This is a genomic window from Streptomyces sp. NPDC002130 (genome assembly GCF_040296465.1).
GTDB lineage: Bacteria > Actinomycetota > Actinomycetes > Streptomycetales > Streptomycetaceae > Streptomyces.
Genome location: NZ_JBEOXI010000007.1, coordinates 1 through 16,986, shown reverse-complemented (window position 1 = coordinate 16,986; position 16,986 = coordinate 1). Strand labels below are relative to the sequence as shown.

Here is a 16,986-nt window from a genome sequence, read left to right as displayed (position 1 = left end):
CCCGTGAAGGTCGGCTGCATCGGACTCGGCGACATCGCGCAGAAGGCCTACCTCCCGGTCCTCGCCCTCCAGCCCGGCGTCGAACTGCACCTGCAGACCCGTACGCCCGCCACGCTCGACCGGGTCGCCGAGAGCCTGCACATCCCGCAGGATCGACGGCACGCCACCCTCGACTCGCTGCTCGCCGCGGGCCTCGACGCGGCCTTCGTGCACGCCCCCACGCTCGTGCACCCGGAGATCGTGACGCGGCTTCTCCAGGCGGGCGTACCGACCTACGTCGACAAGCCGCTCGCCTATGAACTCGAGGACTCCGCGCGGCTGGTGGCGCTCGCCGAGGAGCGGGACCTGAGCCTCGCCGTCGGCTTCAACCGGCGCCACGCCCCCGGCTACACCCAGTGCGCGGACCATCCGCGTGAGCTGATCCTCATGCAGAAGAACCGCATCGGGCTGCCGGAAGAGCCTCGCGCGATGATCCTCGACGACTTCATCCACGTCGTCGACACCCTGCGCTTCCTGGTGCCCGGCGAGATCGACGACGTGACCGTGCGCGCCCGCGTCCGGGACGGGCTGCTGCACCACCTGGTGCTCCAGCTCGCCGGGGACGGCTTCACCGCGCTCGGCGTGATGAACCGGCTCAGCGGTTCCGCCGAGGAGATCCTCGAGGTGTCCGGGCAGGACACCAAACGGCAGGTGGTCAACCTCGCCGAGGTGATCGACCACAAGGGGCAGCCGACCGTGCGGCGACGCGGTGACTGGGTGCCGGTCGCCCGGCAGCGCGGGATCGAGCAGGCGGTGCTCGCGTTCCTCGACGCGGTCCGGGCGGGCAAGGTGCTCAGCGCCCGGGACGCGCTGGAGACCCATGAACTGTGCGAGCGGGTGGTACGGGCGGTTCAGGAGCGGACCGCCGCCTGATCCGCAGGGTCCGTGCGCCCTCGCCGGCGGCCCACAGGGCGAGGATCAGCATCGCCGCGTGCACCGTCCAGTCGCCGTGGCGGACGTAGGGCGTGGTGCCGTGGGCGAGGGGGAGGTCGTAGACCCGCGCGGCGGAGGCGTCCGTGCCGAGCCATGATCCGACGCGCTGTCCGCCCGGGCCGTAGACGGCGGAGACGCCCGTCAGGGTCGCGTGCACCATGGGGCGGCCGGTCTCCGCGGCCCGCAGCGCGGCCAGCGACGCGTGCTGCTCGGGTGCCCAGCTGTGCTGGAACGTGGAGGTCGACGACTGGCCGATCAGCACGTCGACGCCCTCCCGGGTGAGGTGGCGGGTCATGTCCGGGAAGGCGGTCTCGAAGCACACCAGCGGGCCGACGCGCAGATCGTCGCCGACGTTCATCACGATCGGCTGCGAGCCGCGCCTGCGGTCCTCGCCCGCGGCCTTGCCGACCGAGGTGGCCCAGCCGAGCAGGGAGCGGGCCGGGATGTACTCGCCGAACGGCACGAGCCGCATCTTGTCGTAGCGCTCGCCGGTCAGGCCGTCTGGCCCGACGAGGACCGAACTCTTGTAGATGCCGGGCTCGTCGGAGCGCCGGGCGTCCACGTTGACCAGGATGTCGGCGCCCGTCGCACGGGAGAGGTCCGCGAGCCGCCGGGCGAGGTCGGGCCGGTCCCCGAGGTCGAAACCGACGCTGCTCTCGCCCCAGACGATCAGGTCCACGTCCTGCCCGGCGAGGCGGCGGGTGAGCTGCTCCTCGCGGTCGAACCGGCCGTCGGGGCCGGCGATGACACCCGGCTGCACGACCGCGATCCTGACGTGGCCGTCGACGGCGGGACGGGGCGAGAACGCCCAGGCGGCGGAGGTGGCCGCGGCCGTGGCGACCAGACCGGCCACGGCGGGCACCCGGGCCCGGCGGACCGCGACGAGAACGGCGACCGCCACATTGACCGCCACGAGCAGGTAACTGAGCAGCCACACCCCGCCGACCGAGGCGAGCCGCAGCGCTGGCTCGGCCTGCCACTGGCTGCTGCCGAGCATGCCCCACGGGCCGCCGAGCCCCTGCCAGGAGCGGACCAGCTCGACGGCCAGCCAGCCCGAGGGCAGCACCAGCAGTGCCACCGCGACCTGACTCCCGGAGGGGAGACCGCCCAGGAGACGGCGCACCAGCCAGCCCCACGGGGCCCACAGGGCACCGAGGAGGGCGGCGATGAGGAAGGTGAACACGTTCAGACTCGGCAGCAGCCAGTGGTGCATGGCCAGCATGAAGCCGAAGCCACCGCACCAGCCGTCGTAAGCGGCCCGCTTCCCGGTCGGCGCGGTGCGCAGCAACAGGAGCCAGGGCACCAGGGCGACGTAGGCGCACCACCACAGGGACGGCGCGGGGAAGGCGAGGACGGGGAGGGCGCCCGCGACCGCAGCGGCGGCCGAGCGGCGCCAGGGGGAGGCGAGCCAATGGCCGAGCGTCTTCATAGGCGCCTCCTACCCGCGGGTGCCTCCAGTGTGCGCCTCGTGGACGATCTAGGACACCGGGCGCCGGGTCAGTGGACCACAGGTGTGGTCCGCGGCTCAGGAAGGCGCCGCCACTTCTCCCGTACCACCACCTCGCTCAGTCGCCAGCCGTCGGCCGTGCGCAGCACCGCGAAGGCGTACCGGCCGCCGCAGACGAAGTCGGGACCGGGTCCGGCGGTGGCCATGGGATTGACGTAGTCGGCCTGGACCTCGGCCGTGTCGCCGGTGTCCTGTTCCCAGGTCCCGAAGCGCACCCGCCGGTTGACGATCAGGTGCTGGCGCATCGGGAACAGCCCCAGGCTCTCCGCGAGCCAGGCCGCGACCGCCCGGGCCTCTCCCTCGATGCCGCCGGCCGAGCGGTAGTCCGCCCGCCCGCGAGGGGCGAACAGCCCTCGGTACGCCTCCCAGTCACCGTCGTCGACCGCCACCGCGTAGTCGGTGATCAGTCCGTCGACGGCCAGCCGGTCTCTCACGGTGGCGAGTTCCACGCGCTGCGTCATCGGCTCAGTGTTGGGCATGACGGGGACCGGGCCAAGAGCCGTGCGCGCGGGAAATTCGATGGCCGCCGAGGGGTGCCGGGGCCCAGCCTGTCCCCCGTGAACGATCGACACGAACCGAAGTACCAGGTGAGGGCCCGCCACACCGCGTCCACGATCACCGTCTACCAGGCCTACCGCCCGGAGATCGGCGGCCCCGCCGCCCGCCATGGCCGCTTCCCGGCCTCCTGGAAGCGGGAACGCATGACCTGGATCAAGCCCTCGTTCCTGTGGATGATGTACCGCTGCGGCTGGGGCACCAAGGAGGGCCAGGAGACCGTCCTGGCGATCGATATCGACCGCGAGGGCTTCCTCTGGGCGCTGCGCAACGCCTGCCTGTCCCACCACGTCCCCGCTCTGCACGGCGACCAGGCCTCCTGGAAGCGGCAGTTGCGGCAGGCACCCGCGCGGGTGCAGTGGGATCCGGAACGGGATCTGCACCTCAGTCCGCTGCCGCACCGCTCGCTTCAGCTGGGGCTCGCGGGGGAGGCGGCCGCGCGCTACGCGGACGAATGGATCAGGGGGATCGAGGACGTCACGCCGCTCGCCACAAAGATCCACGGGCTGGTACGGGCGGGGCAACTGGAGTCGGCCGCGGGGCTGTTGCCGGAGGAGCGGCCCTTCGCCGTCGACGACGAGGTGCTGGCGCGGCTGCGCGCCTAGGTGTTGAGGAGGCCGGGGCGCGGTACGCGTCGGAAAGGTGTGCGGTACGCGCCGGAAAGGGGACTGCGGGAGCCGCTCAGGCCGCCTTGACGACGCCGCCTCGGAGCGCGGCGGCCCATTCGACGACGAGAAGCTCGTACTCCGCACGCTCCTCGGCCGACAGGGTGCCGCCCGTGCGCTGCCACAGCGCACGGATCTCCTCGTTGACCTCGGCAGCGGACCGCACGGAACCAGGGGTCACGTAATCGGGGGACATGCGGACAAGCCTAGGGGCAGCCACTGACAGCCCGCTACCGGACGGCTACCCGATGGCTATGCGGTTGGTCACGAGACCGGGGTCACAGGCCCCCGGCTCAGCCCGCCGACTCGGCGGCGTGGGGGCTCAGGGCACCCATGCTGACCAGGGCGATGATGACGATGCCGAGCGCGATGCGGTAGTAGACGAACGGCATGAAGCTCTTGGTCGAGATGAACTTCATGAACCATGCGATCACCGCGTATCCGACACCGAAGGCGATGATCGTCGCGAAGATCGTGGGACCCCACGAGACGTGTCCGCCCTCCGTGGCGTCCTTCAGCTCGAACACGCCGGAGGCGAGCACGGCGGGAATGGCGAGCAGGAAGGAGTAGCGGGCCGCGGCCTCGCGCTTGTAGCCCATGAACAGACCGCCGCTGATGGTGGCGCCGGAGCGGGAGACGCCCGGGATGAGCGCCATGGCCTGGCAGATGCCGTAGATCAGGCCGTCCCGGACGCCCAGGTCCTCAAGGGCCTTGCGCTGCTTGGGAGCGCGGTGTTTGCCGCCGCTCTCGTCACGGGCCGCCAGCCGGTCGGCGATGCCCAGGACGATGCCCATGCCGATCAGCATCGTCGCGGTGATCCGCAGGTCGCGGAACGGTCCCTCGATCTGGTCCTTCAACGTCACGCCCAGCACACCGATCGGGATCGAGCCGACGATGACCAGCCACCCCATCCGGGCGTCGGGGTCGCTGCGCAGCGCCTTGTCGGTGAGCGAGCGCGTCCACGCCGAGATGATCCGCCCGATGTCCTTGCGGAAGTAGATCAGCACGGCCGCCTCGGTGCCGATCTGCGTGATCGCCGTGAAGGCCGCGCCCGGGTCCTCCCAGCCCGCGAAGGCCGCCGTCAGCCGCAGGTGGGCGCTGGAGGAGACGGGGAGGAACTCGGTCAGCCCCTGGACGAGTCCGAGGATGAGTGATTCGAACCAAGACATGAGGTAGCGGAGTCCAAGTGCCGATCGTGGGACGGACGACGGGCGCACCGGGCCGCCGTTGCGATGAACGGGGGATCATGTGTGCCGAGGGGGAAGCGTAGCGCCCCCGGAAGGCCCACCGGACACAGGGGTTTGATAGCCGCTCCCGACCAGCGGCGATCAGGCCGCGGCCGGTCCGGTCACCGTCCAGCCCGGAGTCTGGGGGCGGGCCGTGAGGTCCTCGTGGCGCACCTCGTCGCCGCAGGTGCGGCAGGTGACAGCCGGGGCGAGGGGACGCCCGCAGGAGTGCTCCAGGACCATCGGGCGGTCGCCGCCCGGCCGGAGGTGGCGGTCGCCCCACGCCATGAGGGTCATCAGCACCGGCTCCAGCTCCAGTCCCGCCGGCGTCGGCCGGTACTCGAAGCGCTGCGGGCGCTCGCTGTAGAGGTGCTTGGCCAGGATCCCGGCGTCGACGAGCCGGCGCAGCCGGGTGGCCAGGATGTCGCGCGGGGCGCCGATGTTGCGCACCAGCTGGTCGAACCGGCCGTTGCCCAGACACACCTCGCGCAGCACGAGCAGGGAGTACTTCTCGCCGACGAGCGCGAGGGTGTCGGCGATGGAGCAGGGGCGCGGGTCTTTGCGGTCGGCCATGAGCGACAGTCTAAGAGAGGGTTGGATTTTCCAACCCAGCGGGCTACGGTGAGTTCGGATTTCCTACTCACCGGTAGCCGTGGAGGCCCGCACATGCGTGACGCAGTGATCGTCGAAGCCGTACGCACCCCGATCGGCAAGGGCAAACCGAACGGTGCCCTGGCACACGTCCACCCCGTGGAGCTCCTCGCCCACACCCTGCGCACCCTCGTCGAGCGGTCCGGGATCGACCCGGCGCTGATCGACGACGTCATCGGCGGCACCGTCGACCAGGTCGGCGAGCAGGCCATGAACACCACCCGCTACGCCGTGCTCTCCGCAGGGTTCCCCGAGTCGGTGCCCGCGACCACCGTGGACCGCCAGTGCGGCTCTTCGCAGCAGGCCGTGCACTTCGCGGCGCAGGGTGTGCTCTCGGGTGCGTACGACATGGTCGTGGCCTGCGGCGTGGAGTCGATGAGCCGGGTGCCGATGTGGTCGAACGTGCCCGAGGGCAAGGACCCCTTCGGTCCCGGAGTCGCCGAACGCTACCCGGAGGGGCTCGTCCCGCAGGGCATCAGCGCCGAACTGATCGCCGCCAAGTGGTCGATCGGCCGCGAACAGATGGACGCCTTTGCCGTCTCCTCGCACCACAGGGCCGCCGCGGCCTGGGAGAGCGGACTCTTCGACGCCGAGGTCGCACCTCTGGAGGGGGTCACGCGCGACGAGTGCGTACGCCCCGGCAGCACCACCGAGACCCTCTCCGGACTCAAGCCCGCCTACCACGACCCCGGCTTGGCCGAGCGCTTCCCGCAGATCGAGTGGAACGTCACGGCGGGCAACGCCAGCCCGATCAACGACGGGGCCTCGGCGGTGCTCATCACGTCGAGCGAGACGGCGGCCCGGCTCGGCCTGCGTCCGCTGGCCCGCCTGCACAGCTTCGCCGTCACCGGCTCCGACCCGCTGCTGATGCTCACGGGCGTGATCCCGGCGACCGAGAAGGTGCTGCGCAGGGCCTCCCTGACCCTCGACGACATCGACCTGTTCGAGGTCAACGAGGCGTTCTCCAGCGTCGTGCTGGCCTGGCAGCAGGAGACCGGCGCCGACCTCGCCCGGGTCAACGTGCACGGCGGAGCCATCGCGCTCGGGCATCCCCTCGGCGCGAGCGGCACCCGGCTGACGACGACACTGGTGCACGCGATGCGGGAGCGCGGCGCCCGGTACGCGCTCCAGACCATGTGCGAGGCGGGCGGACTCGCCAACGCCATGGTGCTGGAACGGGTCTGAGCCGGGCGTGACGGGGGGTCAGAGGCGACGCAGCTGGTGCCGCTTGCGCCAGGCGACCACCACGCCCGCCAGCGCGGGCAGGGCGATGCACGCCATGGCGATCAGGAAGGCGGGAGAGGTCGGGGTGGAGGCGCGGGCCCCCGCGACGGCGTAGGCGGCCGTGTTCGGGATCGAGCCGAGCCCCGTGGCCAGCAGGAACGGCAGCAGGCCCATGCGGGAGACGGAGGCGCAGTAGTTCGCGGCCCAGAACGGCACACCCGGGAACAGCCGGACCGCCAGCATCGAACGGAAGCCGTGCCGGCTGAGCTGGCCGTCCGCGGCCTTCAGCCAGCGCCCCCGCAGCAACGGCCGCAGGGCGTCCTGGCCCAGCGCCCGGCCCAGACAGAAGGCGATGCCGGCACCGAGCACCGTGCCCGCCAGAGCCGCACCGAGGCCCAGCTGCGAACCGAACAGGGCGCCCGCCGCGAGGTTCAGCAGCGGCCTCGGCACGAACGCCACGGTGCACGCGCCGTACGCCACCGTGAACACCGCCGCCGCCGCGGCACCTGAGAGCTGCGGCGGCCAGCCCTCCGTCAGCAGCCGCTGCGGCTCGAACAGGAGCACCCCGCACGCGCCGGCGGCGAGCAGCACGACGAGCAGGGACAGTCGCGAATACGGAGAGAGCAGAACTCTCGTGCAGCGAGCGGCGAAACGGGTCGGTACGGCGGGCGAGACGGTCGTTGCCGGGGGAACGGCGACGGCGAGCTCCGCGGCGGTGGCCCGGGGAGAGGCCGTGGCGGTGCCCCCAGAGCGGGTGGTGGCATCGAGCATCCGGTGACACTAACCGACAAATGTGTGTGATCGCCGTATGGTTCGTCTCACGAGCGTCACAGCCCCCGGCTCGCGCGCCCGTGCGCAGGGCCGACGAAAACCATTCGACGTGCGGTAAAGCGTCGGCAATGATCGACGCATGTTCCGGCACGCCTTCCCCCTCGCAGCATCCGTGGTCACGGATGCCCCGAAGGCTGCCGTCCTCGATCTCACGGCCGTCATGGACGGCGCCCGAAGCTGACCCTCTCCGGTTCGTCCGGCGGACCCCGCAAGGGGAGGGTCGGGCAGGTCCTCGGGGTCCCACATCTTCTTCGCCGATCACATGCTTCGAGGTACAGCCATGTCCAAAACGGCTTATGTCCGCACGAAACCGCATCTCAACATCGGCACGATGGGTCATGTCGACCACGGCAAGACCACGTTGACGGCCGCCATCACCAAGGTCCTCGCCGACCGCGGCAGTGGCGCGTTCGTGCCGTTCGACCGGATCGACCGGGCGCCCGAGGAGGCGGCGCGCGGCATCACCATCAACATCGCGCACGTGGAGTACGAGACCGACACCCGGCACTACGCGCACGTCGACATGCCGGGCCACGCCGACTACGTCAAGAACATGGTCACCGGCGCCGCCCAGCTCGACGGGGCGATCCTCGTCGTCTCCGCGCTCGACGGGATCATGCCGCAGACCGCCGAACACGTCCTGCTCGCCCGGCAGGTGGGCGTCGACCACATCGTGGTCGCCCTCAACAAGGCCGACGCGGGGGACGAGGAGCTGACCGACCTGGTCGAGCTGGAGGTCCGCGACCTGCTCACCGCGCACGGCTACGGCGGTGACTCCGTGCCCGTCGTACGCGTCTCGGGGCTGAAGGCGCTGGAGGGGGACCCGCGCTGGACGGCGTCGATCGAGGCGCTGCTCGACGCGGTGGACACCTATGTGCCGATGCCGGAGCGGTATCTGGACGCGCCGTTCCTGCTGTCGGTGGAGAACGTGCTGACCATCACCGGGCGGGGCACCGTGGTGACCGGGGCGGTCGAGCGGGGCGTGGTGCGCGTCGGCGACCGGGTCGAGGTGCTCGGGGCGTCCGTCGAGACGGTGGTCACGGGCCTGGAGACCTTCGGCAAACCGATGGAGGAGGCGCAGGCCGGGGACAACGTGGCGTTGCTGTTGCGGGGAGTACCGCGGGATGCCGTGCGGCGGGGGCATGTGGTCGCGGCGCCGGGGAGTGTGAAGCCGCGGCGGCGTTTCTCGGCGCAGGTGTACGTCCTGTCGGCCCGGGAGGGCGGGCGGACCACGCCTGTCTCCTCCGGGTACCGGCCGCAGTTCTACATCCGGACAGCGGATGTGGTGGGCGTTGTCGACCTCGGCGAGGTGGCCGTGGCCCGGCCCGGCGACACGGTTGCCATGACCGTGGAGCTGGGGAGGGACATGCCGTTGGAGCCGGGGCTCGGGTTCGCCATCCGTGAGGGTGGCAGGACTGTGGGAGCGGGGACCGTGACCGTGGTGGGTTGAGGTCGTGGGGGACTGCGGGACCGTTGTGGCTGGTCGCGCAGTTCCCCGCGCCCCCGGCTGCGTTGCCCCACCGCACAATGGAGGGGTGAACGACGCCATTCCCGTGACCCGGACCACCGATCACGGCACCGCCAAGCTGATGCCCGACGTCGACCGGGAGCGGGCCTGGCTGCTGACCGTGGACGGGGCGCCGCAGTCCTACGTCGATCTCGACGAACCCGCGCATCTGGAGTTCGAGTACACCCGGCGGCTCGGGCACGTGCTGGATGTCGTGGCCGAGCCGGGGCGGGCGCTGGACGTGGTGCATCTCGGGGGCGGTGCGCTCACGTTGCCGCGGTACGTGGCCGTGACCAGGCCCGGCTCGCGGCAGGACGTCGTCGAGGCCGATCGGGGCCTGCTGGAGCTGGTGGCGGAGCATCTGCCGTTGCCGGAAGGCGCGTCCGTCGCCCTGCACACGGCGGACGCCCGGGCCTGGCTGGAGAACGCCCCCGCAAACTCGGCGGACGTTCTCCTGGCGGACGTCTTCAGCGGGTCACGGGTGCCGGCACACCTCACCTCTGTCTCCTATGTCCGCGAGGCCGCGCGGGTGCTGCGGGGGAGCGGGGTGTACCTCGCCAACCTCCCCGACGCCGCGCCCTTCGCCTTCCTGCGGTCGCAACTCGCCACGCTGTCGGACGCCTTCGAGGAGCTCGTGCTGATCGCCGAGCCGGGTGTGCTGCGGGGGCGGCGGTTCGGGAACGCCGTGCTCGTCGCCGGGCACCGGGCGATCGACGTCGCCGCCCTGGCCAGGCTCACCGCTGCCGACGCCTTCCCGGCCCGGGTCGAACACGGTGCCGCCCTGCGGGAGTTCATCGGCGGTGCGCGAGCCGTCCGGGACGAGGACGCCGTGCCGTCACCCGAGCCCCCCGACGGGGCGTTCGGCATCGGCTGACGCGGGCTCCGTGCCGCCGTGGGCCACCGGTGTGGTCCGGCGGCGCAGATCGCGGACGTCCGGTACGCACAGCACGGCCGCCGTGACCAGGACGACCAGGCCGGCGCAGCCCCACAGGGCCGCAGTACGGCCGAAGGCGTCCTCCGCCGGTCCGGCCGCAGCTGTGGCGAGGGGGACCAGCGCGACGGAGCCGAGCCAGTCGTACGCCGCGACGCGGGACAGCTTGTGCTCGGGGATCTCCTGGTGCAGTGCCGTCATCCAGGAGACGCCGAACACCTCCACCGTCGCGCCGGCGAGGAACATCACCCCGTACAGGACGCCGATCGGCACCGGGACGGCCAGGGCGGCCGAGGGCAGGGCCAGCGGGAAGACGCAGAGGGTGCCGGCGAGGAGCAGGCGGCGGGGTTTCCAGCGGGTCATCAGCAGGGCCCCGGCCACCGTGCCCGCGCCGAAGGCGCCCAGGGCGAGCCCCCAGGGGCCGGCGCCGCCCAGGTGGTCGCGGGCGACGAGTGGTCCGTAGACCGCGTCCGCTGCGGCGACGACCGCGTTGGCGATGGAGAACTGGACGACGATGCCCCACAGCCAGGGGCGGCCGGCGAACTCGCGCCAGCCGTCCCGCAGATCGGCGAGCAGGCCGCCGCCCGGGGCACGGGGCGGGATGTGGCCGACGTCGAGGAAGGCCCGCAGTGCCCCGGCGAGTGCGAAGGCCGCCGCGTCCGCCGCGAGCACCCAGCCGGGCCCGATCGCCGCGACCATGGCACCGCCGAGCGCGGCACCGCCGAGGGCCGCGCCCTGCATCGCCATCCGGAACACGGCGAAGGCACGGCCCGCGTTCTCGCCGTCGACCGAGGACATCAGCATGCCCTCGGCGGCCGGGCCGAAGAAGGCCTGACCGGTGCCGCCGAGCGCGGCCAGCAGCATCATGTGCCACAGGCGGGGCTCCCCGGTCAGCACGAGGAAAGCGAACGCTGCCTGCGAGAGGCAGTTCAGGACGTTGGCCGCGACCATCACGTGGTGCCGGGGCAGCCGGTCCGCGAGCGCACCGCCGAGGAGCAGGAACAGCACCAGCGGCAGGGTCCTGGCCGCCGCCACCAGGCCGACGTCACCGCCGTCGCCGCCCGCTTCGAGGACGGCGAACGCCGACGCCACCAGGGCGCCGTGGCTGCCCAGGCCGGTGACGACCGCGGCCGCGGTCAGCAGGGAGTAGTTGCGGCCCGCCCAAGCGGGTCTGCGGGGGCTGGGGGAGGAGGCGGTGGGGGACGTCACCGGCCGACTATCGCCGCCCGGGACCCCTCCTGCCAAACCGTTTGCGCGGCGTGACGGCTCATCGATAAGTTGATCTTGATTTGACCTTGAAACGGGGAAGGAAACACATGCACAAGCGTTCTGCGACGCTGCTGGCCACGGCGGCACTCATCGGCGCCGCACTGCCCGTCATGGGCGCGGGGTCCGCCTCGGCGGCCGGTGCCTTCAAGTGCCAGCCCACGTCCCACGACTACGTGGTCGTCAAGGAGAAGGCCGCGGTCCACGCCAGTTTCTCGGCGAACGCCAGGGTGGTCGACTACGTCTACAAGAACAACGAGGTGCACGCCTACTGGGACTGCACCAACTCCTCGGGCAACCCTTGGGTCTGCATCGGCAGCTGCCGCGTCGACGAGGACTCCATCTCGGGACGCTGGGTCTACCGCGGGTACCTGAGGGGCTGACCCTCACATGATGTTCCGGTGAGCCGGGCCCGTCCCTGTCGCAGGGGGCGGGCCCGTTCCGTTTCCGGGTCAGCCGCCGGTCGGCTCGCCGTGCAGGCGGACCGTGCTGAGGATCTTCATGATGGTCTTCTCGGGCACCTCGCCCTTGACGCCCTTGGCACCGAAGAAGCTCCACGCGACGAAGTCACCGGCGGAGTTCTTGAACCCGAACGTCACCGCCTTGCCGTCGCTCGCGCACTTGCCCTTGTCGGGCGTGTCCTCCGAGTGCGCCCAGGCGACGCTGCCCTTCACGCCCGAGGCGGTGGTGTAGGGCTTGGCCTTGTCATCCGCCTTGACGCTCTTCTTGTCCGGCTGCGTATAGCCGCCGTACACCCACCAGGCCACCTGGTTGACCGCGACCTCGTCCGTGTTCTTGGCGCCGTCCGCGCCCTTGGTGCCCGCCCCGGCCAGGGACTCGGTCTCGGTCCGGCCGTCCTTGTTGTCGTCGCTCGTGCACCACTTGGACTTGTAGAACGCCGGTGCCGACATGATGATCAGCGGCTTGCCGTCGTCGGACTTCTCGTCCTCGAAGAAGACGGACGAGGTCGGGGAAGCCACCTCCCAGTCCGCGGGGACGTCGAAGGCGGTGCCCCACTTGGGGTTGATGACGACCTTCCAGCCCTTGACGGTGGGCTGCGCCGCCTCGCCGCCGCGTGGGTTGTCGTCCGAGGCGGAGGCGCTCGGCTCCTCGGCCGACGGGCTCGTCGCGACCTTGTCGTCCTTGCCGTTCTTGCCGCCGTCGGCCGTGTCGTCCTTGTCGCCGCCCAGCACCAGGAAGCCGGTGACACCGGCCGCCACGACCACCGCCGTGGCCGCGATGATCGCGACCAGCTTCGTCCGGCTGCCGCCGCCTCCGCCCTGCGGCGGCTGCGGGGGCTGCGGCACGCCGGCCGGCCCGGGGGCACCCCACTGCGGCTGCTGCCCATAGGGGTTGGGCTGCTGCTGGTATCCCGGCTGCTGGTAGGGATTCGGCTGCTGGTACCCCGGCTGCTGGTACGGGTTGTTCGCTTGCGGGTTCTGCTCGCCCCCGGGCGGCTGCTGTCCTGGCCACATGGGCAGCCACCCTAGCCGCGCCCCGGACACGATTCGGTCACCGCCCGTGGACATGGACGTAGCAACCCGGAGACAGCCCGGTGTGGATGTCGCGCGCCGGGATGCGGCGGTCGTCACACCGGCCTGGCCAGGCGTCTCTACTCGTGAGTAACATGCGGCCATGAGCGCAGACCAGATGTCCATCGGCGAGATGCTCGCCGCCACGGTGCCCATGGCACGCACCCTGAACCTCGAGTTCCTGGAGACCTCGCCGGACCGGGCGGTGGTGTCGCTGCCGGACCAGGGCGAGTACCACAACCACGTGGGCGGCCCGCACGCCGGTGCGATGTTCACGCTCGGCGAGTCCGCCAGCGGGGCGATCGTGCTGGCCGCGTTCGGGGACCAGCTCTCGCGCGCCGTGCCGCTCGCCGTCAGCGCCGAGATCTCCTACAAGAAGCTGGCGATGGGCGCCGTCACGGCCACGGCCACCCTGGGCCGCCCGGCCGCCGAGGTCGTCGCGCAGCTGGACGCCGGTGAACGCCCCGAGTTCCCGGTGGCCATCGCCATCCAGCGCGCCGACGGTGCCGTCACCGGCGAGATGACCGTGGTGTGGACCCTGCGGCCCAACGGCTGATCAGGCGGTCGCGTGCGCGTCGGCCCCGGCCGGGCGCCGGCGCCATCGCGGGGCAGGCCGCCGCGTCCCGGTGCCTCGGGAGCACGCCGTCCAGCTCCCCGAGGAAGACCCGGAGTCACGCCACGAACTCCGGCCCCAGGTCGGGTCGTTCGCAGGCCGTCCTGACCATCGTGCGCAGACAGTCGGCCATGTCGCCGGTGTCGTGGCGCAGGCCCTTGAAGACCACTCCGTGCACCGTGCCGTCCGCGGCCATCTCCTGCAGGGCGTCGATCGGCTGGATCTCGCCGCCCCGGCCCGGCGGGGTGCGCTCCAGGACGGGGAAGACGGCCGGGTCGAGGACGTAGCGGCCGATGACGGCGTAGAGACTGGGCGCCTGACGCCGGGCCGGCTTCTCGAGCAGACCCCGTGACGCGGACGAGGTCCTCCTGGCCGGTCGGCTCGACGGCGGCGCAGCCGTAACGGTGGATCCGGTCGGGCGGGACCTCCATCAGGGCGACCACGCTGCCGAGCCGGCGGTCGCGGACGTCGAGCATCCGGCTCGGCAGCGCCTCGCGCGGGTCGATCAGGTCGTCGCCGAGGAGGACCGCGAAGGGCTGATCGCCGACATGACGGCGGGCGCACACCACGGCGTGGCCGAGGCCGAGCGGGTCGCCCTGGCGGAGGTGGTGGACGCCCGCCGGCCGCGCCGGATCGCGCACCCTTGGGCGTCGCCTTCGTGGCGGGCAGGAAGCGGGTGCCGAGACCGGCGGTCTGCGCGACCGCCTTGCGGACGGTGCGGGCGGGGGCTGCGGGGGCTGCGGGGGCGGAAGGGTGGGGGGCGATCATGCGGCTCATGCCGGCGCGGGGAGCTGAGAGCGCGCCGAGAGCCACATGGGAGCGCGCTGTGGAGTTGGAGATTGTGTGGACCATTCGCCTTTGAGTGCGCACAACTTGTGGTCCCCGGCACCCGCGTTTTCGAAAGCCGGTGCGGATACCGCCGGTAACATATCTGAATTTCCCGCTTTTTGAACTTGGGTCATCCGAACTCCTTGTTACCTGTCAGTCGTATGTGCGAAAGTGAGCCGGCTCACAGTCAAGTCCGCAGTTGACGCGGCATAGGTATGCACCAATCACGCACCTGCTTTCCGACGGACGCGCAATTCGCCTGCCGTTCTGCGGCTGGAAGGAAATGGTTCCGTGCAATCCCCCACCCCCCCACGCCCGCCGTACGCGCCACGACCCGGATCGGGACCCGCGGAGTCCGACCGCAATCTCCTCGCCCGGGTCGGTGAACCCGCCGAAGGGCCACGCGCCGTCGCGCTGTTGCTGGCCCGGCACTGGCGCGCGGTCTACGAATACGCCGTGATCTGCCTGGCGTCCTCCGAGGATTCCGCGTCGATGGCGGCGGCCGCCGCCTTCCGCAGGGAACTCGCCCGGCCGGGCGGCGGAGCCCTGCGTCCGCGGCTGCTCACCGCCGTCCGGGACACGGTCGGGGAGTGGGCCGCCGATGACGGCATTTCCGGAGTACTGCCGGAACTGCGCAAAACCGTCGGCGCCCGCGGCCTGCGCGCCGCCCGGCCCGGGACACCCGAAAGGCGACGCCTCGCCGAGCGCGCTTTCCGCAGCCTTCCGGGGGCTTCCCAATGCCTGCTCTGGCACACGGACGTCGAGGCCGAACCCATATCCGTACCGGCCGGTCTGCTGGGAGTGGACGCCGGTACCGCGTCGGCCGCCCTGGAACAGGCGCGCGAGCAATTCAGGTCTGGGTGCGTACGTGCCCACCGCGAACTCGCACCGACGCAGGAATGCCGCTACTACAACCGCCTGCTGGACGTTCCCATGCGTCGTGGCGGGGCGCTGCTCCCGGACGTGCAGCGGCATCTCATGGCATGCCGCTACTGCCGTCACGCCGCCGAACAACTCAGCCATTTCGAGGACGGTCTGGAAGACCTGCTCACCGAGACGGTGCTCGGCTGGGGCGGCCGCCGCTACCTGGAATCGCGGCCGGGCCGCGTCGAGGGCCAGGGCGCCCTGCCCGCCGGTGGACGCCACCGCCTCCGGCCCCGAGCCCTGCCGGTGGCCGGGCGGCCCGGGGCGCCGAGGAGGCACGCCAAGGCGCTGGCCGCCGCCGTCGGGGTGACCTCCCTCGTGCTGCTCGCGACCCTGCTCGCCGCCCGGGGCTGGACCGAGGAGGGCGGCACCGCCGGCCCGCAGGCCACCTGGGGCGCGGTAAGCGGCCACTCCGTCGACCCCGACGGCGCGGGACCCTCGTCCGTCGGACCGGACTCCGTGGCACCCTCGGCCGCCGCTTCCCCGTCGGCCGCCTCCGCCGGTACCGCCGCCGAAGTGGCCCGGGGGCGGCTGCGCAACCTCGACGAACACCTGTGCGTCGACGTCCTGGGCGGCCGCGCCCGGGCCGATGCCCGCATCGTGCTGACCGCCTGCTCCACGGGTGGGTCCCAGCAGTGGTCGTACCAGCACGACGGCGTCCTGCGCAGCGCCGCCGACCCCACTCTGTGCCTCGGCTCCGACGCGGCCAAGGGCTCGGTCGCCCTGGTCGGCTGCCTCGTGCACGCGGGAGTCGTCCGCTACGACCTGACCGTCCGCGGTGAACTCCTGCCGCGCGGCGGGAAGGGGCTGGCTGTCGCCCCCGGGAAGGGCCGGGACGTGATCGTCACCGGCCGCGACGGATCCGAGGCGCAGCGCTGGGCGCTGGAACCGGCCGCCGCCCCCCGAGGGCCGGGGGAGTCCCCGCAGAAGCGGGCAGAGGACGCTCCGCGGGAGAGCCGCCGGGAGCGCGAGCAGCGGCCGTACGACGCCCCGCCCGGGCAGCGGCCCGTACCGCCGCGCACCGAGCCCGGGCAACTGCCGCAGGAGCGGTACGGGACGCGGTTCGCGCAGGTGGGCTGCTGCGGGGCGGCCGAGTCAGGGGCCGGCGGGGCCGGCGAGGCGGACGGGGCCGGGGCTGATGGGGCCGGTGGGTCCGCGCCGCAGGCCCGATCCGGCGTCCTCGGGCGAGCACCGGCCACCGTCGCCGACGCCGTGACGACGCTGCACTCCGCGGTGCGCTTGCCGTAGACGCGGTACGGGGTGGTCGCCCGGGGGGCGAGCGGGGCCTCCCCGCCCAGGCCGCCTGCGCGGGCGCCGGGAGGGCCGGATGGCCGACAGGCGCCTGGCATCGAACCGGAACAAACTGGTACTCCTCCTGAGTCCGCCCGCAGAACCCAGGGAGTCACCCATGCCCGAGGCCCCGCGCCAGGACAGCAGGACCGCGCCGACCGACGAGGAACTGCGCACGCTGGACGCCCACTGGCGGGCCGCCAACTACCTGGCGGCCGGTCAGATCTACCTGCTGGCGAACCCCCTGCTCACCGAGCCGTTGCGACCCGAACACATCAAGCCGCGGCTGCTGGGCCACTGGGGCACCTCACCCGGGCTGAACCTCGTCCACACCCACCTCAACCGCGTGATCAAGAACCGGGGGCTCGACGCCCTGTGCGTCTGGGGCCCGGGGCACGGCGGGCCGTCGGTCCTCGCCAACTCATGGCTGGAGGGCAGCTACAGCGAGAAGTACCCGGACGCGT

At 72.1% G+C, this 16,986-nt stretch carries 17 protein-coding genes and 1 pseudogene; 9 read left to right on the top strand and 9 right to left on the bottom strand.

Annotation, left to right across the window (positions count from 1 at the left end; translation table 11 throughout):
* Positions 1-3: 3 nt before the first annotated feature.
* Positions 4-912 (top strand): Gfo/Idh/MocA family protein, encoded by a 909-nt coding sequence (locus ABT116_RS02400; RefSeq protein WP_351626640.1) that lies wholly within the window; start codon positions 4-6, stop codon positions 910-912.
* On the opposite strand, the gene lnt is transcribed toward ABT116_RS02400, so the two are convergent.
* Entirely contained in the window at positions 833-2,401 is a 1,569-nt protein-coding gene (gene lnt, locus ABT116_RS02395; protein WP_351626638.1) for an apolipoprotein N-acyltransferase, read from the bottom strand. The two genes, ABT116_RS02400 and lnt, sit on opposite strands and share 80 nt — an antisense overlap.
* Before the next feature lie 68 nt (positions 2,402-2,469).
* On the bottom strand, positions 2,470-2,940 hold the full coding sequence (locus ABT116_RS02390; RefSeq protein WP_351626635.1) for a nuclear transport factor 2 family protein: 471 nt from the start codon (positions 2,938-2,940) through the stop codon (positions 2,470-2,472).
* Between the two features lie 96 nt (positions 2,941-3,036).
* Here ABT116_RS02390 and ABT116_RS02385 point away from each other — a divergent pair, with 96 nt between their 5' ends.
* The gene (locus tag ABT116_RS02385; protein ID WP_351626632.1) at positions 3,037-3,639 is read left to right on the top strand and encodes a DUF4291 domain-containing protein; all 603 of its coding nucleotides are present in this window, start codon (positions 3,037-3,039) and stop codon (positions 3,637-3,639) included.
* Positions 3,640-3,715: 76 nt separating this feature from the next.
* Here ABT116_RS02385 and ABT116_RS02380 read toward each other — a convergent pair whose 3' ends face one another.
* From ABT116_RS02380 to ABT116_RS02370, 3 genes are all read right to left on the bottom strand, one after another.
* Positions 3,716-3,895 (bottom strand): hypothetical protein, encoded by a 180-nt coding sequence (locus ABT116_RS02380; RefSeq protein WP_351626625.1) that lies wholly within the window; start codon positions 3,893-3,895, stop codon positions 3,716-3,718.
* A gap of 97 nt (positions 3,896-3,992) precedes the next feature.
* On the bottom strand, positions 3,993-4,868 hold the full coding sequence (locus ABT116_RS02375; protein ID WP_351626622.1) for an undecaprenyl-diphosphate phosphatase: 876 nt from the start codon (positions 4,866-4,868) through the stop codon (positions 3,993-3,995).
* Positions 4,869-5,027: 159 nt separating this feature from the next.
* Positions 5,028-5,498, bottom strand: a complete 471-nt coding sequence (locus ABT116_RS02370; protein ID WP_351626619.1) for a winged helix-turn-helix transcriptional regulator — start codon at positions 5,496-5,498, stop codon at positions 5,028-5,030.
* A 93-nt stretch (positions 5,499-5,591) separates the two neighbouring features.
* Here ABT116_RS02370 and ABT116_RS02365 point away from each other — a divergent pair, with 93 nt between their 5' ends.
* On the top strand, positions 5,592-6,761 hold the full coding sequence (locus ABT116_RS02365) for a thiolase family protein (protein WP_351626616.1): 1,170 nt from the start codon (positions 5,592-5,594) through the stop codon (positions 6,759-6,761).
* Positions 6,762-6,779: 18 nt separating this feature from the next.
* Here ABT116_RS02365 and ABT116_RS02360 read toward each other — a convergent pair whose 3' ends face one another.
* A complete protein-coding gene (locus tag ABT116_RS02360; protein ID WP_351626613.1) occupies positions 6,780-7,571 on the bottom strand; it encodes a TVP38/TMEM64 family protein in 792 nt (263 codons plus the stop codon).
* Between the two features lie 340 nt (positions 7,572-7,911).
* On the opposite strand from ABT116_RS02360, the gene tuf reads away from it, so the two are divergent.
* Both tuf and ABT116_RS02350 read left to right on the top strand, forming a co-directional pair.
* Complete coding sequence (gene tuf, locus ABT116_RS02355; protein ID WP_351626610.1) at positions 7,912-9,081, top strand: elongation factor Tu; 1,170 nt, start codon at positions 7,912-7,914, stop codon at positions 9,079-9,081.
* Between the two features lie 85 nt (positions 9,082-9,166).
* On the top strand, positions 9,167-10,012 hold the full coding sequence (locus ABT116_RS02350; protein ID WP_351626608.1) for a spermidine synthase: 846 nt from the start codon (positions 9,167-9,169) through the stop codon (positions 10,010-10,012).
* Here the strand turns inward: ABT116_RS02350 and ABT116_RS02345 are convergent.
* Positions 9,974-11,278, bottom strand: coding sequence for an MFS transporter (locus tag ABT116_RS02345; RefSeq protein ID WP_351626607.1), 1,305 nt, complete (start codon positions 11,276-11,278; stop codon positions 9,974-9,976). The genes ABT116_RS02350 and ABT116_RS02345 overlap by 39 nt on opposite strands.
* A gap of 107 nt (positions 11,279-11,385) precedes the next feature.
* Between ABT116_RS02345 and ABT116_RS02340 the strand changes: the two genes are divergently transcribed.
* Entirely contained in the window at positions 11,386-11,718 is a 333-nt protein-coding gene (locus tag ABT116_RS02340) for a hypothetical protein (RefSeq protein ID WP_351626604.1), read from the top strand.
* A gap of 69 nt (positions 11,719-11,787) precedes the next feature.
* On the opposite strand, the gene ABT116_RS02335 is transcribed toward ABT116_RS02340, so the two are convergent.
* Complete coding sequence (locus ABT116_RS02335) at positions 11,788-12,810, bottom strand: DUF8017 domain-containing protein (protein ID WP_351626601.1); 1,023 nt, start codon at positions 12,808-12,810, stop codon at positions 11,788-11,790.
* 175 nt (positions 12,811-12,985) lie between these two features.
* Here ABT116_RS02335 and ABT116_RS02330 point away from each other — a divergent pair, with 175 nt between their 5' ends.
* Positions 12,986-13,423, top strand: a complete 438-nt coding sequence (locus ABT116_RS02330; protein ID WP_104781909.1) for a DUF4442 domain-containing protein — start codon at positions 12,986-12,988, stop codon at positions 13,421-13,423.
* 115 nt (positions 13,424-13,538) lie between these two features.
* Here ABT116_RS02330 and ABT116_RS02325 read toward each other — a convergent pair.
* Positions 13,539-14,248: pseudogene (locus tag ABT116_RS02325) on the bottom strand (UTP--glucose-1-phosphate uridylyltransferase).
* A gap of 351 nt (positions 14,249-14,599) precedes the next feature.
* Between ABT116_RS02325 and ABT116_RS02320 the strand changes: the two are divergent.
* Positions 14,600-16,480 carry an RICIN domain-containing protein gene (locus ABT116_RS02320; RefSeq protein ID WP_351626598.1) on the top strand — a complete coding sequence of 627 codons (1,881 nt, stop codon included), beginning with the start codon at positions 14,600-14,602 and terminating at the stop codon, positions 16,478-16,480.
* 160 nt (positions 16,481-16,640) lie between these two features.
* A partial coding sequence (locus ABT116_RS02315) for a phosphoketolase family protein (protein WP_502983807.1) occupies positions 16,641-16,986 on the top strand: 346 nt, incomplete at its 3' end.